Annotated in this window: 16 protein-coding genes; 3 read left to right on the forward strand and 13 right to left on the reverse strand. The window is 47.9% G+C overall.

From position 1 onward, the window contains the following. Nucleotides 1–3: 3 nt before the first annotated feature. The 5 genes from EDC56_RS00480 to EDC56_RS00500 form a co-directional block, all read right to left on the reverse strand. Nucleotides 4–789 (reverse strand): putative hydro-lyase, encoded by a 786-nt coding sequence (locus EDC56_RS00480; RefSeq protein WP_123710582.1) that lies wholly within the window; start codon nucleotides 787–789, stop codon nucleotides 4–6. Between the two features lie 307 nt (nucleotides 790–1,096). Further along, entirely contained in the window at nucleotides 1,097–1,378 is a 282-nt protein-coding gene (locus tag EDC56_RS00485; protein ID WP_123710583.1) for a hypothetical protein, read from the reverse strand. 354 nt (nucleotides 1,379–1,732) lie between these two features. Beyond that, nucleotides 1,733–3,154: a Na+/H+ antiporter NhaC gene (gene nhaC, locus EDC56_RS00490; protein ID WP_123710584.1), complete on the reverse strand. Its 1,422-nt coding sequence runs from the start codon at nucleotides 3,152–3,154 to the stop codon at nucleotides 1,733–1,735. Nucleotides 3,155–3,418: 264 nt separating this feature from the next. Beyond that, nucleotides 3,419–3,877, reverse strand: a complete 459-nt coding sequence (locus tag EDC56_RS00495; RefSeq protein WP_123710585.1) for a nuclear transport factor 2 family protein — start codon at nucleotides 3,875–3,877, stop codon at nucleotides 3,419–3,421. Nucleotides 3,878–4,018: 141 nt separating this feature from the next. Then, nucleotides 4,019–6,463, reverse strand: coding sequence for a parallel beta-helix domain-containing protein (locus tag EDC56_RS00500; protein WP_123710586.1), 2,445 nt, complete (start codon nucleotides 6,461–6,463; stop codon nucleotides 4,019–4,021). A gap of 568 nt (nucleotides 6,464–7,031) precedes the next feature. On the opposite strand from EDC56_RS00500, the gene EDC56_RS00505 reads away from it, so the two are divergent. Next, nucleotides 7,032–7,604, forward strand: coding sequence for a PhnA domain-containing protein (locus EDC56_RS00505; RefSeq protein WP_123710587.1), 573 nt, complete (start codon nucleotides 7,032–7,034; stop codon nucleotides 7,602–7,604). Nucleotides 7,605–7,672: 68 nt separating this feature from the next. Here EDC56_RS00505 and meaB read toward each other — a convergent pair whose 3' ends face one another. The 5 genes from meaB to EDC56_RS00530 form a co-directional block, all read right to left on the reverse strand. Next, on the reverse strand, nucleotides 7,673–8,632 hold the full coding sequence (gene meaB, locus EDC56_RS00510; RefSeq protein ID WP_123710588.1) for a methylmalonyl Co-A mutase-associated GTPase MeaB: 960 nt from the start codon (nucleotides 8,630–8,632) through the stop codon (nucleotides 7,673–7,675). A gap of 135 nt (nucleotides 8,633–8,767) precedes the next feature. After that, nucleotides 8,768–10,942, reverse strand: coding sequence for a methylmalonyl-CoA mutase (scpA, locus tag EDC56_RS00515; protein WP_123710589.1), 2,175 nt, complete (start codon nucleotides 10,940–10,942; stop codon nucleotides 8,768–8,770). A 182-nt stretch (nucleotides 10,943–11,124) separates the two neighbouring features. Continuing rightward, a complete protein-coding gene (gene mce / locus EDC56_RS00520; RefSeq protein WP_123710590.1) occupies nucleotides 11,125–11,538 on the reverse strand; it encodes a methylmalonyl-CoA epimerase in 414 nt (137 codons plus the stop codon). A 108-nt stretch (nucleotides 11,539–11,646) separates the two neighbouring features. Beyond that, on the reverse strand, nucleotides 11,647–14,508 hold the full coding sequence (locus EDC56_RS00525) for an ATP-binding protein (protein WP_123710591.1): 2,862 nt from the start codon (nucleotides 14,506–14,508) through the stop codon (nucleotides 11,647–11,649). A gap of 35 nt (nucleotides 14,509–14,543) precedes the next feature. Continuing rightward, nucleotides 14,544–16,271 carry an acyl-CoA carboxylase subunit beta gene (locus EDC56_RS00530; RefSeq protein ID WP_123710592.1) on the reverse strand — a complete coding sequence of 576 codons (1,728 nt, stop codon included), beginning with the start codon at nucleotides 16,269–16,271 and terminating at the stop codon, nucleotides 14,544–14,546. Nucleotides 16,272–16,702: 431 nt separating this feature from the next. Here EDC56_RS00530 and pabB point away from each other — a divergent pair, with 431 nt between their 5' ends. Together pabB and EDC56_RS00540 are read left to right on the forward strand one after the other, a co-directional pair. Then, complete coding sequence (gene pabB / locus EDC56_RS00535; RefSeq protein WP_123710593.1) at nucleotides 16,703–18,091, forward strand: aminodeoxychorismate synthase component I; 1,389 nt, start codon at nucleotides 16,703–16,705, stop codon at nucleotides 18,089–18,091. Between the two features lie 135 nt (nucleotides 18,092–18,226). Next, complete coding sequence (locus EDC56_RS00540) at nucleotides 18,227–19,111, forward strand: lysophospholipid acyltransferase family protein (RefSeq protein WP_123710594.1); 885 nt, start codon at nucleotides 18,227–18,229, stop codon at nucleotides 19,109–19,111. Between the two features lie 51 nt (nucleotides 19,112–19,162). On the opposite strand, the gene thrH is transcribed toward EDC56_RS00540, so the two are convergent. The 3 genes from thrH to cysB form a co-directional block, all read right to left on the reverse strand. Next, entirely contained in the window at nucleotides 19,163–19,780 is a 618-nt protein-coding gene (thrH, locus tag EDC56_RS00545; RefSeq protein ID WP_123710595.1) for a bifunctional phosphoserine phosphatase/homoserine phosphotransferase ThrH, read from the reverse strand. A gap of 89 nt (nucleotides 19,781–19,869) precedes the next feature. Next, nucleotides 19,870–21,252, reverse strand: coding sequence for an ATP-dependent RNA helicase DbpA (dbpA, locus tag EDC56_RS00550; RefSeq protein WP_211333575.1), 1,383 nt, complete (start codon nucleotides 21,250–21,252; stop codon nucleotides 19,870–19,872). A 163-nt stretch (nucleotides 21,253–21,415) separates the two neighbouring features. Further along, complete coding sequence (gene cysB, locus EDC56_RS00555) at nucleotides 21,416–22,390, reverse strand: HTH-type transcriptional regulator CysB (RefSeq protein WP_123710597.1); 975 nt, start codon at nucleotides 22,388–22,390, stop codon at nucleotides 21,416–21,418. Nucleotides 22,391–22,480: the final 90 nt, after the last annotated feature.

Below are 22,480 nucleotides of genomic sequence, written 5' to 3' on the forward strand. Positions count from 1 at the left end.
CGATCACATTACGGCTAAGCGACTATTAGGCAGGTCGGTGACCAGCATGCAGCCAGGGCTGTGAGTGATGCAAAATGGTGGTTTCGCCTGCTCTAGGGCAACCTGTGGTGTCACACCGCAGGCCCAAAATACAGGTGTTTCTCCTGCCTTAAGAGAAACAGCATCACCAAAATCAGTCCGATTGATATCTTCAATACCGATTTGGCTTGGGTCGCCAAAATGAATAGGCGCACCGTGCACAGACGGGAAGCGTGTACAAATTTGAATCGCTCTAATAGCATCAACAGGCAGGAACGGCCGCATACTAACGACGGTATTACCGCTAAAACGACCTGCTGGCTTACAGGGAATGTTAGTACGAAACATCGGTACATTAACGCCTTCGCTAATATTACGGACATCAAGGCCATCGTTGAGTAATGCTTCTTCAAAAGAAAATGAACAGCCTAACAAGAATACCACCAAATCGTCGCGCCAATGTGCAGAGACATCCTCGACCTCATCAACCAAGCTACCGTCTTTGAACAGCCTGTAGCGTGGAATGTCAGTACGAATATCGAGGTCAACTCCCATGCCCGGCAGATCAAATTCACCGGGTTGCCCCATCGCAATCAACGGGCAAGGTTTAGGGTTTTGCTGACAGAATTGTAAAAACTCAGCGGCCCAGTCAACGGGTAATATCACTAAATTGCACTGAACATAACCTTCGCTGTAACCCGAGGTATTGCCACTATGTTGGCCTAAACGGATCTTTTGCCTTAACTCATGAGGTGTCATTGTCGCGTTCATCGCTACCTGCCTACCTTGGATACTTTTAAAATTGTTAGTTTTCTATTGGCTTATACCAGCCTTACGGCGATTAAACATAGGTAGTTACACCTATGCATCGGTTTTATGCGCTACAGGGTACGGAAACGGCAGTTGCAGACCAGCATAAAATAAAACATGTAAAATATTTAATAACACTCGAGGAGAATACCCTCTCCACTAAAGACAAATAGCCCCAGTTATCTTCATGTAAAATGAGAAAACTGAGGCCATTCGCAAATGCTTACAGCGCTAGCTAGCTAGCAAAGCGCCGTCGATAGATTAGCGGTTACTGCTCAAATAACTGAACAAAATAACCGTCACTCTGGGCGGCTTCGATATTACTCCGATGTGCTGAGCTCACGCTGTTTTTAATAAAGTCACCGTGCGCTTCCTTCATCTTATCGATGATCACCTGCCCAAAACCTGCATTTGCGAGATAAAACTTGCATAACTGTATAGCGCCCTGCTGATCCTTATAATCAATATAGACAATGAATTCAGCTTGCTGACCTGCATTAACGCCTTCTACGTCTTTTTTTGCCGTTGCTGTTACTGAGAATAAAAACATAATACGCACCTTAATTTTGATGGCGCATTGTACCGTAATCCCTCTTCAAAACCAGAGAGCGGTTACTGTGGTGTTTTTGATCATAGATCACTAAACCGTCCACATCGACTTGAGACCCCACGCTTTCCCTTAAACCGGGGCTGGGCTCCCGTTCTGACTCGTTGTACCGTCATGTTACGTTACTCTTATTATGCTTATAGGTGTTAAAATAAATGGACTATGTAAAATATATCACACACGAACGTAATCAACACTGATAATTTTATTTTGACGACTAACCAGACAGCAAAAAGGCGCTTTAAAAGCGCCTTTTTGCTGTCCTTGCTACCGCAGGGCTATTTGATAACTACTCTATTATTGAGCTACCTCGGTCTGGATCTGCTGCGATTCTTTGAGGTCAGCCACCTTGTGAACGAAAATACCAAGATAAGAAGTAATGATAGTTACACCAATACACACAAAGCTTAGCCACATATAGGGCGCATAAGCAAAAGTGGAAACCCCTAAAATACTCGCCATATAAATACCGTTATCACTCCACGGCACCATGCCTGAAGTTAAGGTGCCACCAAACTCTGCGTTACGAGAAAGGTTTTTACGCTGATACCCTAAGCGATCATAGTTCTTGGCGCAGATCTTAGGCGTCAAGATCAGTGATACATACATTGCAGAGCCAAAGACATTGCCCAGGAAGGCTGTACCAATGGTTGATACCGCAAGGCTACCTGCTGAATTAACGAAGCGCTCAAAACTACGTGCAATAACCTCTAGCGCACCAACTTTATCGAGTAAGCCGCCGAAACCTAGACCAAAGATGATTACAGCAACAGAGCCCAGCATTGAAGAGACGCCACCACGGTTAAGGATCTTATCCAAGAACTCAATACCAGAATCCACAACAGCCGGTGCCCAGCCAGTAGCTACAGCATCACGTAAGTCTAGGCCCTGTACAGAAACCGCCCAAACTATACCAAGCACAGCACCAAAGCTGATCGCCGGGAAAGAAGGCATACCTTTAGCCAATAAACCGAGCACTAAAATCAACGGTACAAAGGACCAAGGGGTGATAACAAATTGCTGCTGCATCGCATCAGAGACAATCTGTACTTGGCTCATATCGACCTGTCCGGCGTAGTGTGCTCCAGCAACAGTAAACAATATTCCGGTAATAACGTAGCTAATCAGAGCGATAGGCATCATGCCTCTGATGTGATCCATGATTTCTACGCCAGACATTGTCGAGGCTAAGACAACAGAATCCGAGAGTGGTGACATCTTATCGCCAAAATAACAGCCGGATAGAATCGCGCCAGCAGTCAACGGCGCAGGCACACCTAGGCCCTGACCAATACCCATCATAGCGATACCTGCGGTACCTGCACTACCCCAAGAGGTACCCGTTGCCAGCGCGGTCAATGAGCAAATCACCATCGTAGCTAGAAGGAAGATATGGGGATCAATAACTTGCAAACCGTAATAGATGATCGTAGGTACTATGCCGCCCGCAATCCATGTGCCGACCAACGCGCCAACAGATAGCAAGATCAAAATAGCGACCAAGCCTTTATTGATACCCTCAAGAGCGGCCTCTTCTAATGACTTATAGGTGTGTCCTAGCCAGAGGCCTAAACCGATAATAATAAACCAACCAATATACAGAGCGAGCTGAATAGCGAGGTCGAGCTCTGCGGTAAACGAGAAAGCGAGCCCGAGAAAAGCTCCGAGTGCGAGGATAACTTGTAGCATTGAGGGAAGACGAGTCGTACCGGAATTCATGCAAATACCTTCAGCGGAAAGCCCTGCCCCTGGGCGAAAGGCCGGCACTACAACGGTAGAAAGCTCTACGTATTGCCAGTTAACCGACCACTAGAATGAACACACGTTCAAATTCAACATCATGCTCTGGGCCCAGCGAGTATAATATTCAAATAATCCAACGACCACGTCTCGTTATCCGCATGTTGATACAAGTCATCTGCAAAAATTAACATTAACTAATATTTAGTTCGCTAATGGGTCGTTGATATCAAAGACAGCGGTCTATCCTTTGATCGGGCAGCACGTTATAAATTGATCGTCATTACGCTTGGTTATCTGTTCAAACAACCTGTCATAGCTAGATTTCATGATTTTCCAGACGCCACCCTCCTTCACATACACATCATGGTAAATAGCGCTGCCATCGAAAGTGATACCATCATCCAAACTGACAAAGGTATCCCGCAGGTACCAAATGCCTGTCGCCGTATCACCGGTGACAGTGATTTCGGGGTGGTGACCGGTATGCATACCAAACTTTGTCTTGCTAAATGAGTCGCTAAAGAACGCCTCAAGCTCATTCCAGCCATTTTTACAGTATTCATAGCTTGGGCTGCGATAGTGTATACCACCATCGGCAGTAAACACTGTCTGAAGACCAGCAAGATCTCCAGTATCTAAAAAACGAAAATAACGTGATTTTAACTGCTTGATTAGCTCAATGGCTTCTAGGTCTAACATTGGGAATCCTTATCATTATTATTACCGGTTACATGCTAGCAAATGTAGCCGCCTAGTAGATGAAAAATAAGACATATTGACTTATCCCTCAACAAAAAAACCGGCATAAGCCGGCTTTATCTTTCATCGTTTAACTAATGATTAATCACACCCATTAGCAACACTCATACCGGTATTGATCCATTGTTCAATTAACTCAACCCCCTTCTGATGCACCACACTTCGCCCTAACTCAGGCATTTTCACCGAAGGATCATTTGAGTGCATGCGGTAGGTCATGATTGACTGCTCAGCATCACCCGGAACAATATCGTGATTTAAATTACCCGACGAATGACCCGCTGCGATTGGCATTTTACAAACCCCCGTTTTCTTATCGACAACACCTGTAATACGGTCTTTATTCAGGTGTAAACCTGTGCCCGACGCGCGGCCCTCAGGTGAGTGACAATGTGCACAGTTACCATCAAGGTAACTCAAGGCACGTTGCTCGAGGGTAGCCGTATCATCATCCCAGGCTTCATAAGCAGGAACATCAGTAGCCGGTGCCGAGTTATCGGCATTCTTTGGGAGGTTCGCTAAAATCCCTCGGTTCTCCCAATCCATCAACTGATTGACGCCATTCAAATCACTATTTAGGTAATGGGGCTGAGGCCCTAACGGCTTATCCGTCCCCTTAGTGCCGTGGCAAGAGGAACACTGGTTACTATTGGGCACCTGGTACGTTGTCGTACGAGCAGTACCTTGATCATCAACAAAGCGCACCTCTCGACTGGCACCACCGTAGGCAAGCTGAGCATCAGCACCATCCCACACATAAGGCAAACGCTGCCAAGCGTCACCACGATTAATCAATAATCGCGTTTCAACCAACTGCTGCTCGCTCAGCTCATCAACGAAGTAGAAGGTCTTAGCGATAACCGTACCCTCAGGGTAAGCCATATCTTTATCACTAGTATCCCCTGCCACACGATCAAAATCGATCTTTGCGCCAGGTGGTACGAACACCACACGATGCTTCTTCGAGTAATCACTAAACAGTGGTGTGCTCAAGTCATAGACAACACCGTTGTTATTACCGGTACTTAGCGGGTTACTGTTATCGGTAAATAAGTTGTAGTCGGATAACTGCGGGCAATCGACGACCAGCGCCTGCCAATTAACCTCTGACCCGGTATCTGTAGCACACAGTGCGGCAACTTCTTCAGGCGTATACTCATCAGTAACAGGTGGCTCTGTCTTCTCTGCCAAGACAACTTCTGGCAACAGGTCATAACTACAGTCAAACTTCGAGGCATCGGTATCGATAGGACCTAAAGGTAGACCTGTAGCCTGATCAATATTCCACATATTAAGATTAGCGAAGGCAGTTAGGTTTTCATTGCTATCAATGTTTTCACCAATGCAAATATCCCCTTCAGGCAAGGAATCCAAGCCCATGCCACCCATTTCAGGTGGCCCCTTGAAAATAACCTCAGCAATACCGTCGTATATAACTTCAGACGGCTTCATACCATTGCGTTCAAATAAGTTAATAATGCCGTAATTTAACAGGCTGCCGTCATACTGGTAACCCGCATCCTGTTCAAAAACGTTGTCGAAGATATAGGCTGCCTCAGGAAATGCATCGAAGCCATCGGGTACAGGGAAACCCGTCACCGCATAACTTGCAATACCGGCACTCATCGTATAATGCCCGCGAACCACATTCTCATAAACTTGTACTTGGTCGGTGCCCCCCATCAGAAGAAAGCCTGTACCTGCGGGAACAATGCCGACTATATTACCTGCAGGTGCAAAGTTCGGCAGTGTGTTATCTTCAATTAAGTTCTTAAAGACACGTACGCGATCACCTTCTTGACTCAGCCCTGGTAAATCAAACACCAAAACACCACCGGTATTGCGACGAGCAATATTGCCGTATACGTCGGCATCTTGTGAGTTTTCAATTTCGATACCGGCAACGTTCATCTCGGCAATATTGTTTCTAACGATAATGTTTTTTGACTGGCCAACATAGATACCGGCATCCGAAGCGCCAATAACGACACTATCTTCAATCAACACGTTGTTATCTTGTACTGGGTACAGACCATAAGCACCGTTGGTTGGGTCAGACTCATTGGTCCACTCAACTTTTACACGATGAAAATAAGAACCATCAACGCCTTCAGTACGGATACCATCGCCAGCAGGGTTAACAATAGCGAAGTCTTGAACGGTAAACTGGTCACCAAATGACAAGATACCCTGAGCACCAGTCTGCTGATCGGTGAAGTCGAGTATCGTCTTGTTCATTCCCCGACCGGCTAAGGTGATATGCGATGTATTAACAATCAATTCATCGGTAAACTTATGTGTCCCCCTTGGAAAGACTATCGTTGTTCCCGGCTTAGCCGATAACACAGCCTCTTGCGCTCGATACTCTAAGTCATCGCCAGCTTTAAGGAAAATAACATTTGGGCCTGGTCTGATTCTTTCAGGTTTAGTATTAATAGGTCCGTATTCAGGTTGTTTACAACCTGCTAAGGCGAGTGCCGCCACTAGCGGTAGCAGCATTGCTTTCTTATTATTCAATAGCTTCATTGTTAAACCTTTATTATTTTTTTTTATTCTTGTAGTAGGCCCTCAAAAGACCAAGTACAGCAAGCGACTTAAAATATACGGCAAAGGCTTCAAATACTCTTTCTATTCATGAATAAAGGCCATTGCTCTTAGCACTTAATATCTATGCAAATATATTCATAGGTAGCTTTTTGATAGTAACAACGCATTACACGATTGTCATTTCTAAAACTAAATTTCTACTGATTATTCAGTACGTTGCTTTATACAAAAGCGACACATACGTGGGAGCCAGCAACGTAGAGGGGGTCTTTTAAAAAGCAGCGCCTAGCGAGATTAAAAAACTGACCAAGAGGTCATCCTTATCAAGCTTAAATTTGATGGAATACGTCTTATATTGATGTAATTACAGCCTTAATAACGTCATTGATCGTCGATAATACTGACAGTCCTATCGATACGAGCACAATAGAGACCCAGCTGTTGACTCTTTAGCGTCTTAAGTTGCATATACTTTACCCACCAGAGGCTTGTTTTGTTTGCGTAGAAAGACAGGCATAATACGCCGCAATTATACTGAGGATCCTCCATGACCGAAAAGACTCTACGCCAACGCAGTGGCTCTAAGTGTGAGCTATGTGCTGCAAGCGATAACCTCTCCCCCTATCAGATCCCCCCTGTTATCACCGCTGCAACAGCCGCCAACAGCGTACTTATCTGTCAGACCTGTAACGACCAGCTATCGAACCCTGAGTCTATGGAACCCAATCACTGGCGTGGCCTCAACGACAGCATGTGGAGCACCGAGCCACCAGTACAAGTAATGGCCTACCGCGCTCTAAGTATGCTCAGCAAGAAAGAATCCTGGGCTCAAGACCTCATCGACATGATGTACATTGAAGAAAACATGGTTGAGTGGGCAAAAGAGGGAATCCCAGAAGATAGCGATCGCCTGCCCTGTCGTGACAGTAATGGCGCCGTTCTTTCTGATGGTGACACCGTCACACTGACCAAAGACTTGGTCGTTAAGGGAGCTAACTTCACGGCTAAACGTGGCACCGCTGTCAGAAACATATCTCTCACAGATAATCACGAGCAAATAGAGGGCCGCGTTAATGGCTCACGTATTGTTCTGCTGAGCTGTTTCCTGAAAAAACAATAAACCCCATTACAGCAGAGTAACGGGTGTAACAAAGCCAACAGAAGAGCCGCATCCGTGCGGCTTTTTCTTTACAGTAAACTAATAATGCTCTTTGCCGCAGCGTAAGGTGTTGTCTGCCCTCCTTCGACCAGAGACTTCTGTCGCGGAAGCTGCTCAAGCACATCCGGGTTCTGTCGCAACTTCATTTCGAGCATTTCATGAATCAACTTTTGCATCCAGTCGATATTCTGTTTGTCCCGCTTCTCGTGAAAGGCGTTTTCCTTTAACGCATCCACACGATAATTTGAGATCATGCCCCAAACAGAGTCAATATTGTCATGATTTAGCGCTGAACACGTTAGCACCTCCGGCGTCCAAAAGCTGTTGCTCCCCAGCAAATGAAAGGCATTGCGATAGTGACGCTGTGTCTGTTTAGCGAGATTGACACTCTCACCATCAGCTTTGTTAATCACCAGCGCGTCCGCTAGCTCTATAATGCCTTTCTTGATCCCCTGTAGCTCATCACCGGCATTCGGAATCATTAACACTAGAAAGAAGTCCACCATCGCCGCCACTTCATATTCTGACTGCCCCACACCCACAGTCTCAACGATAATGACCTCATAGCCAGAAGCCTCACAAAGTAGCATAGTTTCCCGTGTTTTCTGCGCCACACCTCCTAACGCTCCACCGGAGGGCGATGGACGAATAAAGGCATCATTCTCTCGCGAGAGCATCTCCATACGCGTCTTGTCGCCGAGAATAGAGCCGCCATGTACGGGAGAGCTCGGGTCCACCGCCAATACTGCCGTCTTCAAGCCCTGCTTGACCAAATGTAGACCGAACGCTTCGATAAACGTTGATTTACCCACGCCCGGGATACCACTAATGCCAATCCTGATACTCTTACCGGTATGAGGTAGTACCTGCTGGAGAATATCTTGTGCCTGCTCTCGATGCTTATCGAGCGTCGACTCAACCAACGTTATCGCCTTAGCTAACGAGCGGCGATTACCGGATAAAAGCTCTGGAATTTTAATAACCGACATAATTACGTTTCTTCAAAAATCAGCAGTTAACATAACAAAAAAAGGCCGGTACAGTCATCCTGTGCCGGCCTCTCTGACAATCTCTATAGCGCTTCAGTAAAAAACTTCAGTGCTAAAGAATTCCGCTACAATCAGCTAGGCCGATTCGCTGACTGTCGCTTCATTGATGGCCGTTAGCACATCACGTGCGGCGATAGGGATCTGCGTACCAGGGCCAAAAATCCCCTTAACACCTGCGTCATACAAAGTGTCATAGTCCTGTCGTGGGATAACACCACCTGCAACCACGATAATATCATCCGCGCCAAGTTTTTTAAGCTCGCCAATCAAAGCCGGAACCAGCGTCTTGTGCCCTGCAGCCTGCGAACTGACACCCACGACGTGCACGTCATTCTCAACGGCCTGTTTGGCGACTTCTTCGGGGGTGGAAAACATCGGCGACAAGTCGATATCAAAGCCGACATCCGCAAAAGCAGTTGCGATGACCTTAGCACCACGATCATGACCATCCTGCCCCATCTTACACACCAGCATGCGTGGACGACGGCCGTGCTCTGCAACAAAGTCTTCAATATCGGCCTGAATACCCTGCCACTCTTCATCCCCTTGATAGGCGCTACCATAAACGCCCGAGACGGTTTGTGCTTGCGCGTTATAGCGGCCCCATGAACGCTCAAGAGCATAGGAGACTTCACCAAGACTGGCACGTAAACGCGTCGCCTTAATAGCGAGGTCAAACACGTTGCCCTCACCTGTTTCCGCCGCTTGATAAAGAGCCTCTAAAGCGTCTTCGACAGCAGCCTCATCACGATTTGCACGTAACTCCTCGAGACGCTTAATCTGAGACTCACGAACAGCCACATTATCAACATCGAGGATCTCAACATCATCCTCTTCAGACAGCTTGTATTTGTTTACACCAACGATGACGTCTTCACCACGATCGATACGTGCCTGCTTCTTCGCGGCAGACTCTTCAATCTTCAGCTTGGGCAAGCCTGACTCAATCGCCTTCGCCATGCCGCCCTTCTCTTCGATTTCTTCAATCAGCCCCCAGGCTTTGTCCATGATCTCCTTCGTTAACGACTCCATCATGTAGGAACCGCCCCAAGGGTCAACAACGTTGGTAATACCTGTTTCTTCTTGGATAATCAGCTGCGTATTACGTGCTATACGTGATGAGAATTCCGTTGGTAGGGCAATCGCCTCATCGAGGGCATTCGTGTGTAGAGACTGGGTACCACCGAAAACTGAAGCCATTGCCTCAATCGTGGTCCGTACAATATTATTGTATGGATCCTGTTCGGTCAGCGACCAGCCAGAGGTCTGTGAGTGTGTACGGAGCATCTTTGAGCGAGCATTCTTTGGGTTAAAGCCTTCAACAATACGCGCCCACAACAAACGGGCTGCACGCATCTTGGCAATTTCCATATAGAAATTCATGCCAATGCCCCAGAAAAAGGAGAGGCGGCCTGCAAACTGATCAATATCTAGGCCGGCATCGAGTGCGGCATGAATATATTGCTTCCCGTCAGCGAGTGTATAGGCAAGCTCAAGTGCCGCATCTGCACCGGCTTCCTGAATGTGGTAACCCGATATGGAAATGGTATTGAACTTCGGCATGTGCTCAGTGGCGTAGGAAATAATGTCGCCAATAACACGCATCGAGGGCTCTGGTGGGTAAATATAAGTGTTACGCACCATAAACTCTTTCAAGACATCATTCTGGATCGTTCCGGCCAGTTGATCTTGACTAACACCCTGCTCTTCAGCGGCGACAACATATCCCGCCAAAACAGGTAAGACGGCACCATTCATCGTCATCGATACAGAGACTTTGTCCAATGGGATACCGTCAAATAACACCTTCATGTCTTCTACAGAATCGATCGCAACGCCCGCCTTACCAACATCGCCGGTGACACGGGGGTGATCAGAGTCATAACCACGGTGTGTTGCAAGGTCGAAAGCTACAGAGACCCCCTGACCACCGGCAGCCAATGCCTTGCGGTAAAAAGCATTAGACTCTTCAGCGGTCGAGAAGCCCGCGTACTGACGAATCGTCCATGGACGACCGGCATACATGGTTGGCTGAGGACCGCGGATGAAAGGCTCCATACCCGGCATAGTGTTGGTATATTCGAGATCGGCGATATCCTCTGCAGTATAGAGAGGCTTAACATCGATGCCTTCCGGCGTATTCCAAACTAGGTCTTCAATCGTCTTGCCGCTACGAGAAAGCTGCTTATTGGCGAGTTCCTGCCACTGTTCAACCGACATTTGCTCGGGCTTGTAGTTGTTATCTGACATAATACGACCAACCTTTCGAGTTATTCTTCATTCAGCTAGAGTAAACGGGCTTCGATCTGATCGAAGCGCTCTCGCTGGCTATTCTAACGCTTTTCTTCATAAACAAGGAGATAGAACCACAACCATTATCACCTTGCACCAACTGCTTACAACCACTATCACCCCAAGGGGCGAACGTTAAATCAATGATTTGCAGGCGGTTGGCTGAGTTCAATCAGAACGCCATCACTGCTCTTCGGGTGAATAAAAATCACCTGGCAGTCATGCGCACCAATCGTCGGTGCATCCGACAGAAACTGATAACCCTTTGCCTTTAGCATCTCAACATCAGCAAGAATATCGTCGGTAGAAAAACAAATATGATGCAAACCACCACCCTTCTTCTCTAAATATTTGGCAACGGGCCCCTCACCTTCACGAATAGGGTGCACCAGCTCAATCTGGGTGCCCTCTATCGGGAAAAAAGCCGTCGTGGTCTTCGCCCGCTCAACCTCTTCTGTGCCTTTAAACTCAATACCAAAATCATCCATAAAGCGCTTAATGGCTTTGTTCAGGTCAGGCACAGCAATCGCAATATGATCCAGTGCTGTAATCATCTTTACTCTCTCTTTTTATACGGCGGGGTAGTATCGACTACCGCAAGTAAAACTCTAATATAGGTGGAGAGAGGGGGCACTCAATGCCCCCTCTCTCTACTTGCCTAATTAAGCATTTGCGGCGAGAAAAAGGCCCGTCACTTTACGCTTACGCGCCATGATTTCTTCATCACTTTCGAACACTGCAACCTCATCTGGAGTGATCTTAAAGAGTGGCTGCCCTTTCTTGATAATCACCCCGTCACCCTCGAGTAATACTTTATCAATGGTGCCCGAGAAAGGCGCATAAACCTTATTAAACATCTTCATAACTTCGACGATGTACAGTGGGTCGCCAGCATTAAAATGCTCACCTTGTTTTATGAACTCCTCCATTCCTGGCGCTTCACGAGGGTAGAACATTCCGCCTGACTCCGCGACGATCTCATCAGATTTAGCCACTGGCGGCGGCACTAGAACCTTAGCCATTTGCTCCTGGAGTTGCTCGTCAAGTAAGGCATCAGGAATCTCAATGCTTAAATCGCTATTGATGACCAACGAGAAGAAATCCGTTTGGTCGGCGATGTAAGGCAGTATCGACAACAGGTCAACACCCGCTTGGAAGCCAATATGCGCGTTGACGACCGCATCCCAGAGTGGCGCATCAAAACCTGCAGGCGGTGTATTGCTCTGCAATGTGTTGCAGATGACATCCCAATTCTTGGTTTCTAGGCGTTGCTCAAGGTCTGCGTAAAAGGCTAATGCTTCAGACAACAACTCATCGTCATGATCCCAGATCTGATACAAGGCGGGAGCGCTATCAACATAATCCATATTCAGGTAATGGTAGAGCTCTGAGAGGACCTCTAAAGGGTTCTTCGACCAAGTTACTTCGCCCTTGTGAACCGAATAGTTAGCTTTATTCAGGCTCAACCAGCCTGAATAGATATGCGGCTCACTCAATAGCATCTCAATTGGACGCATCAACAGTGTCGACTTACGATCAATCGCAGTCGCCAAAGCCTTAGAGGTGGTCTGGTGCGCGGCACTTTGCACATAGGCATTTTTGAATTGTTGGAAGGCATAAGGAATATCGATGTTATTGGCGCGATCCTTCAGCTGCCCCACAGCGGTCAGATAAGGCACAATGAAGCGTGTCGTCGGTCGAGCGTTGATGCCTTGGCCAATAAACCAGTTAACGAGACCGTAATGGAATTCTAGGTTTGTACAAAGATTGCTGCCAGAGATCGTCGTTTGACGAATCGTCTCAGCCATCGCCTGGTAGGTGTCTAAGCGTGTTTGGCCGGTCGTCAGTAACAGCGCGATATTTGAGTCATAGGCACCGGCGAGATGGTATTTCATGAACACGTCGGTATCAGGATTGTGTACGCTGATTCCCTGATCGTCACGAATCTCACCCTCAACGGCATTAGACCACTGTGTGATCACACCACCGGCATGTGGCTGCAATGCTTGGTTGGTGGCATTGAGGCGCGCCTCAACAGAGGCGTTATCACGTGCAACACGCTTAGGTAGTGGCAGACGTGTACTATGACGCGCAATCAACACCATGGCTTCAACAAGGGAGTTAACAACGAAGCTATCCGAAGGGTTCGCAGGGTTAGAAAATTCAAGGCCATAACAAAGCTCAGTGACTCGATGCTCAACCTGAATCCGCGTATTCATCTCCATGAAGAAGTGGCTGGGTCCATCCACGATACACTCGAACGTTGAAACACTGTTCAAGCCAACTGCAGCGCCAAAGCGGGCCGCCTCTGCCTCCATCTTCTCAAGCACCACTAGATCTTGCTTGAGTGTGGCTATTTCGTCGGTATGGGCGTTACGTTGCTCTGCCTCCGTGATCGATGACTTGAGCTCTTCAATCGTCACCGATACCTCAAGTAACTTCTGCTCATGCATCTGCAGAGAGCAGTCACGCCCCCCCATGGTCATGCACCAGTCGCCATTACCAATAACCTGAATTTCTTGGTGGCGAGTTGTTTCGATGTTCAACTCAGCAAGAATATTCTTGTTATCACCAACACCGTTACACTTTACCTCGTTGAGAATTTCAAGCGCCAACTCAGGCGCTCTCGCTGTGGCCTGCTCGATACGCTCTTCTAACGATCCTTCATAGCTACTTGGTGCTGGCAAAATACGCTGTCCTTTACCACCACCACCCGAGATCGCTTTCATACGCACACGATTTTCTGGGTAGTCTGCGAACATCTTGGCGACAGCAACTTTGAGCTGCTCACCGAGCTCTTCAAGGTCAAAAAGGTCGATGCCCTTTTCGAACGAAGCGCTCAAAATGGCGTTGGCTTTTTCTTCAAGCGTTTTGTCTTTACTGTCAAGCAACGCTGGCTCGACATTCAGCGCCTCATCAGCCACCAACTTCTTCAGCCCAGCAAGATCTTTATACTTTTCTATGACAGTTAATGTCGATGCATTATCAATACCGGGAGTGACCGATACACCTACCGCCAAAGCGGTGCGCTTAGCCTCATCTTTCAAACCAGCGTCACGAACTGTGTCTGCGCAGGGACCGATAAAATTCAGCCCCGCATTTTCCATAGAGCGTACCATCTCTTCATCTTCAGCCATGAAACCATAGCCAGTGAAGATTGAGTCATAACCATTCTCGTGCGCGATAGCAATTATCTGGCGAATACGCTGCTGACGCTCTTCTTTATCTGCACCAGTATAGTCGGGTACACGGTGTACACGACCAGGGTCTGTTAACTTACGCAGCTCCGGCGCCAATGCATTAGCGTAGGTAATGGAGTCCTTCTCTGAAAGCAGGATACCGTATCCGTTAATACCCATCTCATCGAAGACGTCCATCGCCTCTTTGCGGATGGGGCCACGGCAAATGATCAACGGCTTCATGTCTGTGCAGGAGAAACTCTTCACCCACTCATTATCACTGTTCGCAAGCTGACGATCGGCGTGGACCTTGGGGTTGTGTAGATAATGCTTATTACTTGTCATTGGATAAACCTCTTAATCTTTCTCAGCTTGCCTAATTAATGGAATTCGCGCTGCGTACTAGCCAGTGGTTCTGGCTGATAATGGCCTAGGTGGAAGGCCATCTGGTCAGCAAGCACCTTACGTAGATCAGACGGCATAACAATCTGAGAGATTGAGCCGAGGCTCAGAGCTTCGTTCGGGTTCATCAATTCTTTTTCATAGCGCTGCACCAACAAGGCCTCTTGCTCGGCAACCCACTCTTTAATTTCTGTCTCTGCAGCTTGCACAGCCTCTTCCTGGGTTAAGCCATTGGCGACATGCTCGCCGCGTGCAGCCTCAATACGTCCTGCAACACTACCGCGAATTTCACGAAGCTCTTTCTTATAGACGTATTCAACACCAGCCGGCCCCATTACCGCCGCACGTGTGGTCGGTAAGGCGCAGACAAAGTCAGCTCCCGTAGGGTAGTTGTTATACGATGCGTAGGCACCACCGAAAGCGTTACGAAGAATCAACAAGAAGCGTGGCGTACGCAAATCAATAATCGCATCAAGCATCGCACGACCGGCCTGTACAATGCCCCCTGCTTCCTGCTCAGAACCTGGGAGGAAACCGGTAGTATCTTCGAGGAAAATAACGGGAATGTTATAGAGGTTACAGAAACGGATAAAGCGGGCGTTCTTGTAGGCAGCTGCAATGTCGATTTGACCAGAGGCAACCGATGAGTTGTTGGCGACGAAACCGACCACGTTACCGCCCAACCGGCCTAACGCTGTTATCGTGTTACGGGCGCGCTCCGGCTGAATCTCAGTGTAATCCCCGTGATCACAAATTTGCTGGATAATGATTGAGACATCAAGCGGTGTATTGAAGCCAGTTGGTGAGTTGAATGCCTTCTTCAATAGAATATCAACGTCCCAAGTTTTACGATCTGTTGGGTCAGAGGTCTCTTGATAAGGTGCTAATTCAGCGTTGTTGTCAGGCAGGTAGTTCAGTAACTCCTTCACTTTCTGCAGTGCAGCTACCTCATCCTCAACCACAAAGTCTGTCACACCGCTCTGTGAGTGAACTCCGGGGCCACCAAGCTCATCTGGCGTGACATCTTCACCCAGCACCGATTTAACGACACCAGGGCCAGTAAGGCCGAAGAAAGTCTCATTTGGTTGAATCAAGAACGAACCTTGACGGGGAAGATAAGAGCCGCCACCGGCATTAAAACCAAACATACACATGACTGAAGGCACGACACCGTTAATCTTGCGAAGCGCGGTAAAGGCTTCTGCATAACCGTCCAGGCCACCAACGCCCGCCGGTATATAGGCGCCAGCTGAATCGTTAAGGCCTATAAGCGGTATCTTGCGCTTGCCGGCCAACTCAAACAACTTAGCCAGCTTCTTACCGTTAGTCGCGTCCATTGAGCCGGCGCGAACGGTGAAATCATGGCCATAAAGGGCGACATATCGGCCGTTGATTTCAACAATAGCGGTCACCAGGGAGGCACCGTCAAGGTTCTTACCCCAATTTTGATAAAGCACCTGAGGCTCTTTATCCGTCAATACCTGGATACGCTCCCAGATGGTCATACGCTTCTTTTGATGCTGCTTAGTGACACTTGCAACGCCGGCAGCCTTCTTAGGACGCTGAATCAAGTCATAACCCGCCTTCAACGATTGCTCGTAGAGACCTGGCTCATAGTTAATCTGACCGGGGATGGTAAATTCAACTTCCTTGAGCTCTGCAAAAGGATTGGTCAGAGAAGGAGTCTGCTTTGTTGTTTTAGTCATAAGTTCTGTCTCAACTCAACGTATTGTACCCTGCTACGACAACCGACGATGTTTTTAGCGTTATCTCGTCACTTTATATCGGCATAGCTAATGGTCTTTATGCCTATTACTAGGTCTGTGCATTCCCAACACGTGTTATTATTATCAATCAGTCTAACTAGCACCGATTGCACATGCCAGGCGTTAACTCTTTAAGCAAGGTATTTAGCCCTACTCTTTACGCATTCCGCGGCTTTCCAGCCACTGAAACTATAAATTCGTCATTAAAGTAAGATTTTAGGTACGCAATGTCAATGTGATAAACGCTCATTACGATCGACATTTACGCTCACCAAGACTAGCTTTAAGGGCTATGGAGGCGTTAAAATCGCGTCCGCTGGCAACACCGGCAGAGAAAGACCACCACCCTCTATTCACAGGCGCAGTTTACCGTGATCAATAGTGATATCGTTCTGCTTGAAAGTATCGTCTACCAAAGCGATAGCAACCAACTCTTTGCCCCCATACATCAGCTCAAAGATGCGGTATTGCTTGATAGCAGTCATTATCCCAGCGAATCTCGTTGTACTGACATTATCAGTGCCTTCCCCGCCACCAGTATACGGTATGATGGTAGCCAATTAGCGATTAATAATCAGCTAACTAAAGCGACTATTAACGAGGTACTCAGCCGCCTACAGCAAGAGCTAAAAACCCTCCCCAAGATCAGTGGAAATGACTACCGTCACCTCCCCTTTTTAGGTGGACTGATCCTTCAATCCAGCTATGAGCTTGGTCTTCAGCTTGCGGGTATCGAAGCCAACCCCAGCCCCGACGGGCTCGCGGAACTTTCTGCAGGCATCTATCACTGGGCTATAATCAACGATCACGTCAGGCAGCAGACAACAATCGTTACCGTCAGCGAACAAGGGCGTGCCGCTGCCGAGCGCTATAAGCGACTCTATCAGCAATACACCGCTAAGAATGGCGCAGACAGCCCGAAATTCACTCTCAGCAAGCCCTTTACTGCCAGCACACAGAAAGAACAATATTTCGCCGATTTCGAAGTAATTAAAGATTATATAGCCTCTGGGGACTGCTACCAGGTTAACTACAGCCAACACTTTAGCGCCCCCTACCAGGGCGACAGCTGGGATGCCTACAAAGCACTTAAGCGTGCTCTACCCTCTCCTTTTTCGGCGTTTTATAATACCGGCCAGCATCAAGTGCTGAGCATTTCCCCAGAGCGTTTCATCGAGGTCCGTGACGGCAATATCAGAACCAAGCCGATCAAAGGCACTCGTCCTCGAGGTAAAACCCCACAGGCAGATCGTGCATTAGCTGATGAGTTACAAAACTCAAGTAAAGATCGTGCGGAAAATCTCATGATTGTCGACTTATTGCGCAACGATCTTGGTATGAGCGCTAAACCTGGCAGCATTAAAGTACCAAAGCTTTTTGCCCTAGAAAGCTTTGCTAATGTTCACCATCTTGTCAGTACCGTCAGTGCCGAACTAGCCGATGACTCAACGGAGCTCGAGTTACTGGCTAAAGCCTTTCCTGGAGGCTCCATCACCGGTGCCCCCAAAAAGCGTGCAATGGAGATAATATATGAGCTAGAAAACGTCGGTCGCTCAGCTTATTGCGGCAGCATCGCCTACATCAGCTGCCACGGCCAAGCTGATAGTAGCATTGCCATCCGCACCGTCGTCGCAGATGGCAAAAATCTACATTGCTGGGGGGGAGGTGGAATTGTCATGGACTCAGAATGCGAAGATGAGTATCAAGAATCCATCACCAAGGTCCGATTAATTATGCAAACATTAGAAAAGCTCGGCTAAATCTCCTCTTGGTAGATTCAAGCTTGCTACAATAGACCCGTGAAATTAGCAGCCGGCTAATAGCCACGCCTGCAGTCTCGCGTTTTTACTAAGCGAAGTGGCTTCTAAATCTAAACAATCAAAGGTTTCTCTATTATGGCCGTCCTTCTCGTCAAACTACTCGGACGATTACCCCTCAGCGTGCTTTACTCAATCGTTGCGCCAACGATAAGCTTTCTATTATTCACTATCGCTGGTTATAGGAAAAAAACCATTCGCGATAACTTGGCAAAAGCCATGCCTGATCTGAGCGACCAACAACGCGCGGTTATCGCCAAAGACTACCGTAAACATGTCGGTCAACTTGTCGTCGAGATACTTCACACTCGCTACCATAGTGAAGCGGAAGTGAAGCAGCGAGTCACATTCCGTAACCCTGAGCTTATCGAGCAGCACTGGCAACAGGGTAGTAAGGTCATCATCATGGCCCTACACCAGAGCAATTGGGAGTGGCTGTTACACGCCGTTGCCGTTCAGTTTGGCCATAAACTCGAAGTCGTCTACAAGCCGCTCCACAATAAAGGCTTCGACCAGTACTTCAAGGAGTCACGAGAGCGCTTTGGTTGCGTTCCTATACCACATAAAAAAGTGTTAGAGGCTGTTGGCCACCGTGAAGACCAATACTTCTTCGGTATCCTGTCAGATCAAAGCCCACTGAAAAAGAGCCCTAAAGTCTGGGCCGGGATGATGGGTATCGAAACAGCCTTCCCTATCGGCGTCGAAGTGATCGCCAAGAAAGGTCAAGCGACTGTTGTATTCTGCGGCATGCATAAAGTGAAGCGTGGGCATTACGAATGTTGGTTTGAAGAAATTGCCACGCCACCTTATGCCAAAGGTGATCACAGTATTCTTGAGGGTTACGCTGATTGCTGTACTCGGGCTATCACCGCCCAGCCAGAGACCTGGCTGTGGAGCAACCAGCGCTGGCGCTTCGATCGCAGCGAAGACCGCTATCAACTGAAGCCTGAGCACGATATATAAACCATAAAAAAGCCCGCCTAGGCGGGCTTTTAGTCTGCTACAAAGAAGAACCTATAAGCTTAGATCACGGTTACTCGCTTTAATAAACTCTTTCTTCAAATCATCAAAAGTCTGAACCGCTGGGAATTGAGGGAACTCATCGATAACATTCTGCGGTGAATGGAACAGAATGCCCGCATCCGCTTCCGCAAGCATAGTGGTATCGTTATATGAATCACCTGCCGCAATAACACGGTAGTAAAGACTATGAAAAGCAATGACCGATTGACGCTTCGGATCTTTCTGGCGAAGGTGGTAGTTGACTACCTTACCCTCTGCATCTGTCTCAAGCCTATGACATAACAGTGTTGGGAAACCGAGCTGCGCCATGAGCGGCTGAGAAAACTCGTAAAAGGTATCCGACAAAATCACCACTTGAAAGCGCTCACGCAACCAGTCTATGAATTCACGCGCTCCCTCTAACGGCTCTAGTGTTGCAATAACCTCCTGGATCTCATTTAGCCCTAGACCATGCTCAGCCAATATTGCCAAACGTTGTTTCATCAGAACGTCGTAATCAGGGATGTCTCGAGTGGTTGCTTTCAGTGCTTCGATACCAGTCTTCTCTGCAAACTTAATCCAGATTTCTGGAACAAGAACACCTTCAAGGTCTAGACATGCGATTTCCACGGTAGCACTCCATTTATTATAAATTTGATGCTGCCAAATCTACCTTGTTAACTACGTAATAGCAACGCTGTCAGCGCTATAGGCCGCGGCTAGTGCGCCTTTCTTGCCCGGAAGCGACGTCCCTTGATTCGCCCTTCTGTCAACATTTTCAAGGCTCGATTAGCGTCACTCTTAGCAATGGCGATGTAACTGACATTCGGGTAGATCGCTATATTACCCACCGCACTACCCTGGATACCGCCCTGCGCTGTCAGTGCACCCAACAAGTCTCCGGGTCGTATCTTGTCACGTTTACCTGCTTGCAACTCCAAACTAATCCATTCAGGGCGGCTTAGTGGCTTTGACTCGTCAAGCTCAGTAGGATCAAGGTAACTAATCGGCTGTTTACGGTAGTCCTCAATCGCCTCCAATTTGTAAGCTTCATTTGGGCTGTAGATACACACGGCGCGACCACTCTTTCCTGCCCTGCCCGTACGACCCACACGGTGAATATAGACCTCCACATCCCGAGGGATATCGTAGTTAACCACAAGAGCTAAATCATCGATATCAAGCCCTCGTGCCGCCACATCAGTAGCGACAAGAACACAGGCACTGGCCTGACTAAAACGAACCAACACCTGATCACGGTCACGTTGTTCGAGGTCACCATGTAACGCGACCGAGCTACCACCCGCCTGATAGATGGCGTGGCTGACCTCTTTCGTCTCCTGCTTGGTATTACAAAACACAACAGTAGAGTTAGGCTGATAGTGACTCAACAGCTTCAGTAATGTATTGACCTTTTCTTTACGTTCAACCTCGACAAACAGTTGCTCGATATGAGTGTCACTATGCTGAGCGTCAACACTAACTACTTGCGGGTCTTTCATCAGACGGCGACTCAGCGCCTCGATTTTTTCTGGGTATGTTGCTGAGAACAACATCGTCTGCCTTGAAGACGGACTATGACCTGCGATCGCCTCTACCGCGTCAACAAACCCCATTTCCAACATCCTATCGGCCTCATCTAACACCAAAGTGGTTAGACGGGATAGATCTAATGTGTTTTTTCGCAGGTGATCCTGTATACGGCCCGGCGTACCGACGATGATATGAGCACCGTGCTCGAGAGAGCCAATCTGCGGGCCAATTGATTGCCCACCACACAGCGTCAATACCTTCACGTTATGCTGGCTGCGCGCTAAACGACGAATCTCTTCTGCCACCTGTTGCGCAAGCTCACGCGTTGGACACAATACCAAGGTCTGAATGTAGTAATTCTTCGCATTGAGTTTATGCAGCATCGGTAATGCAAAAGCCGCAGTCTTGCCACTCCCCGTCTTCGCCTTGGCGATAAGATCTGCTCCAGACAATGCAATCGGCAGGCTTTTTTGCTGAATATCAGTCATCTCCTTATAGCCGAGGCGTTCGAGATTGCTGAGCTCTGCAGAGTTCAGCGGCAATGAGTCGAAGGAGGTATCTGTCACAATAGGTGCCTACAAAGTCAATCGGGAGTAAAGGGTGTTGCGCCAATAAAAACGGCAGGTGCTATCAACACCTGCCGTTTTTAGAGTAATTTTCACCATTATACATCTTGTGTTAACAAGCCTATAGCAATATCGTCGTTATCGACTTATTGACTCAACAAGCTGGTCAATAAACAGGCAGGCGGACGTTGGCAAACAACTGATCGAGTTCCTGTTTGGTATGGCACTGATAAGCTTCTTCAACCATCTCACGATCAAGGTGAGGGGCAAATTTTTCGATAAAATCGTACATGAAGCCGCGGAGGAAAGTGCCTCGCCTAAAGCCTATCTTGGTGACACTGGAGGTAAACAGATGGCTCGCATCCAGTGAGACTAGGTCCTCATCCTGGGTAAGGTCAAAAGCCATCGTGGCAACAATGCCAATGCCAAGCCCAAGGCGAACGTATGTTTTGATCACATCTGCATCGGCCGCAGTGAAGACAACCTTAGGCGACAACCCTTCATCAAGAAACGCCTCGTCAAGCTTTGAGCGGCCAGTAAAGCCAAAGACGTAAGTAACTATGGGGTGCGCGGCGATATCGGCCAGCGTAATCTTATCAATTTTCGTCAGCGGATGATCTTTAGGCACGATGACACACCGGTTCCAGCGATAACACGGCATCATCACCAGATCACTAAAGAGCTCTAGCGCCTCTGTTGCAATGGCAAAATCGACCGTACCATCAGCAGCCAGCTCGGCAATTTGCATTGGTGTTCCCTGATGCATATGCAACGATACATCAGGGTATTTCTCTATAAAACCACCGATTGTCGCCGGCAGTGCATAGCGAGCCTGAGTATGTGTCGTTGCTATCGATAGGCTGCCTTTCTGCTCGTTGCTAAACTCTTGAGCGACCTGCTTTATACTCTCCACTTTTCGCAGAATTTCACCGGCAGTCTTCAATATAGTCTCACCAGCAGGCGTCACCCGTGTGAGGTGTTTACCGCTACGAGCAAACACTTCAACACCCAATTCATCTTCTAACAGACGTATTTGCTTGCTAATCCCTGGCTGCGAAGTGTAGAGGCTCTGTGCCGTTGCGGAGACGTTTAAATCGTGATGTGCCACCTCCCATATATAACGAAGTTGTTGCAGTTTCATACGCCCTCCACTTTGGCATCTTATAATTAATTGTCTTATCGATAGATCGTCTGGTAACAAAAACCCTAACTGATAGAAAAATAGTACAAT

Source organism: Sinobacterium caligoides (assembly GCF_003752585.1).
GTDB classification, from domain to species: Bacteria; Pseudomonadota; Gammaproteobacteria; order Pseudomonadales; family Sinobacteriaceae; genus Sinobacterium; species Sinobacterium caligoides.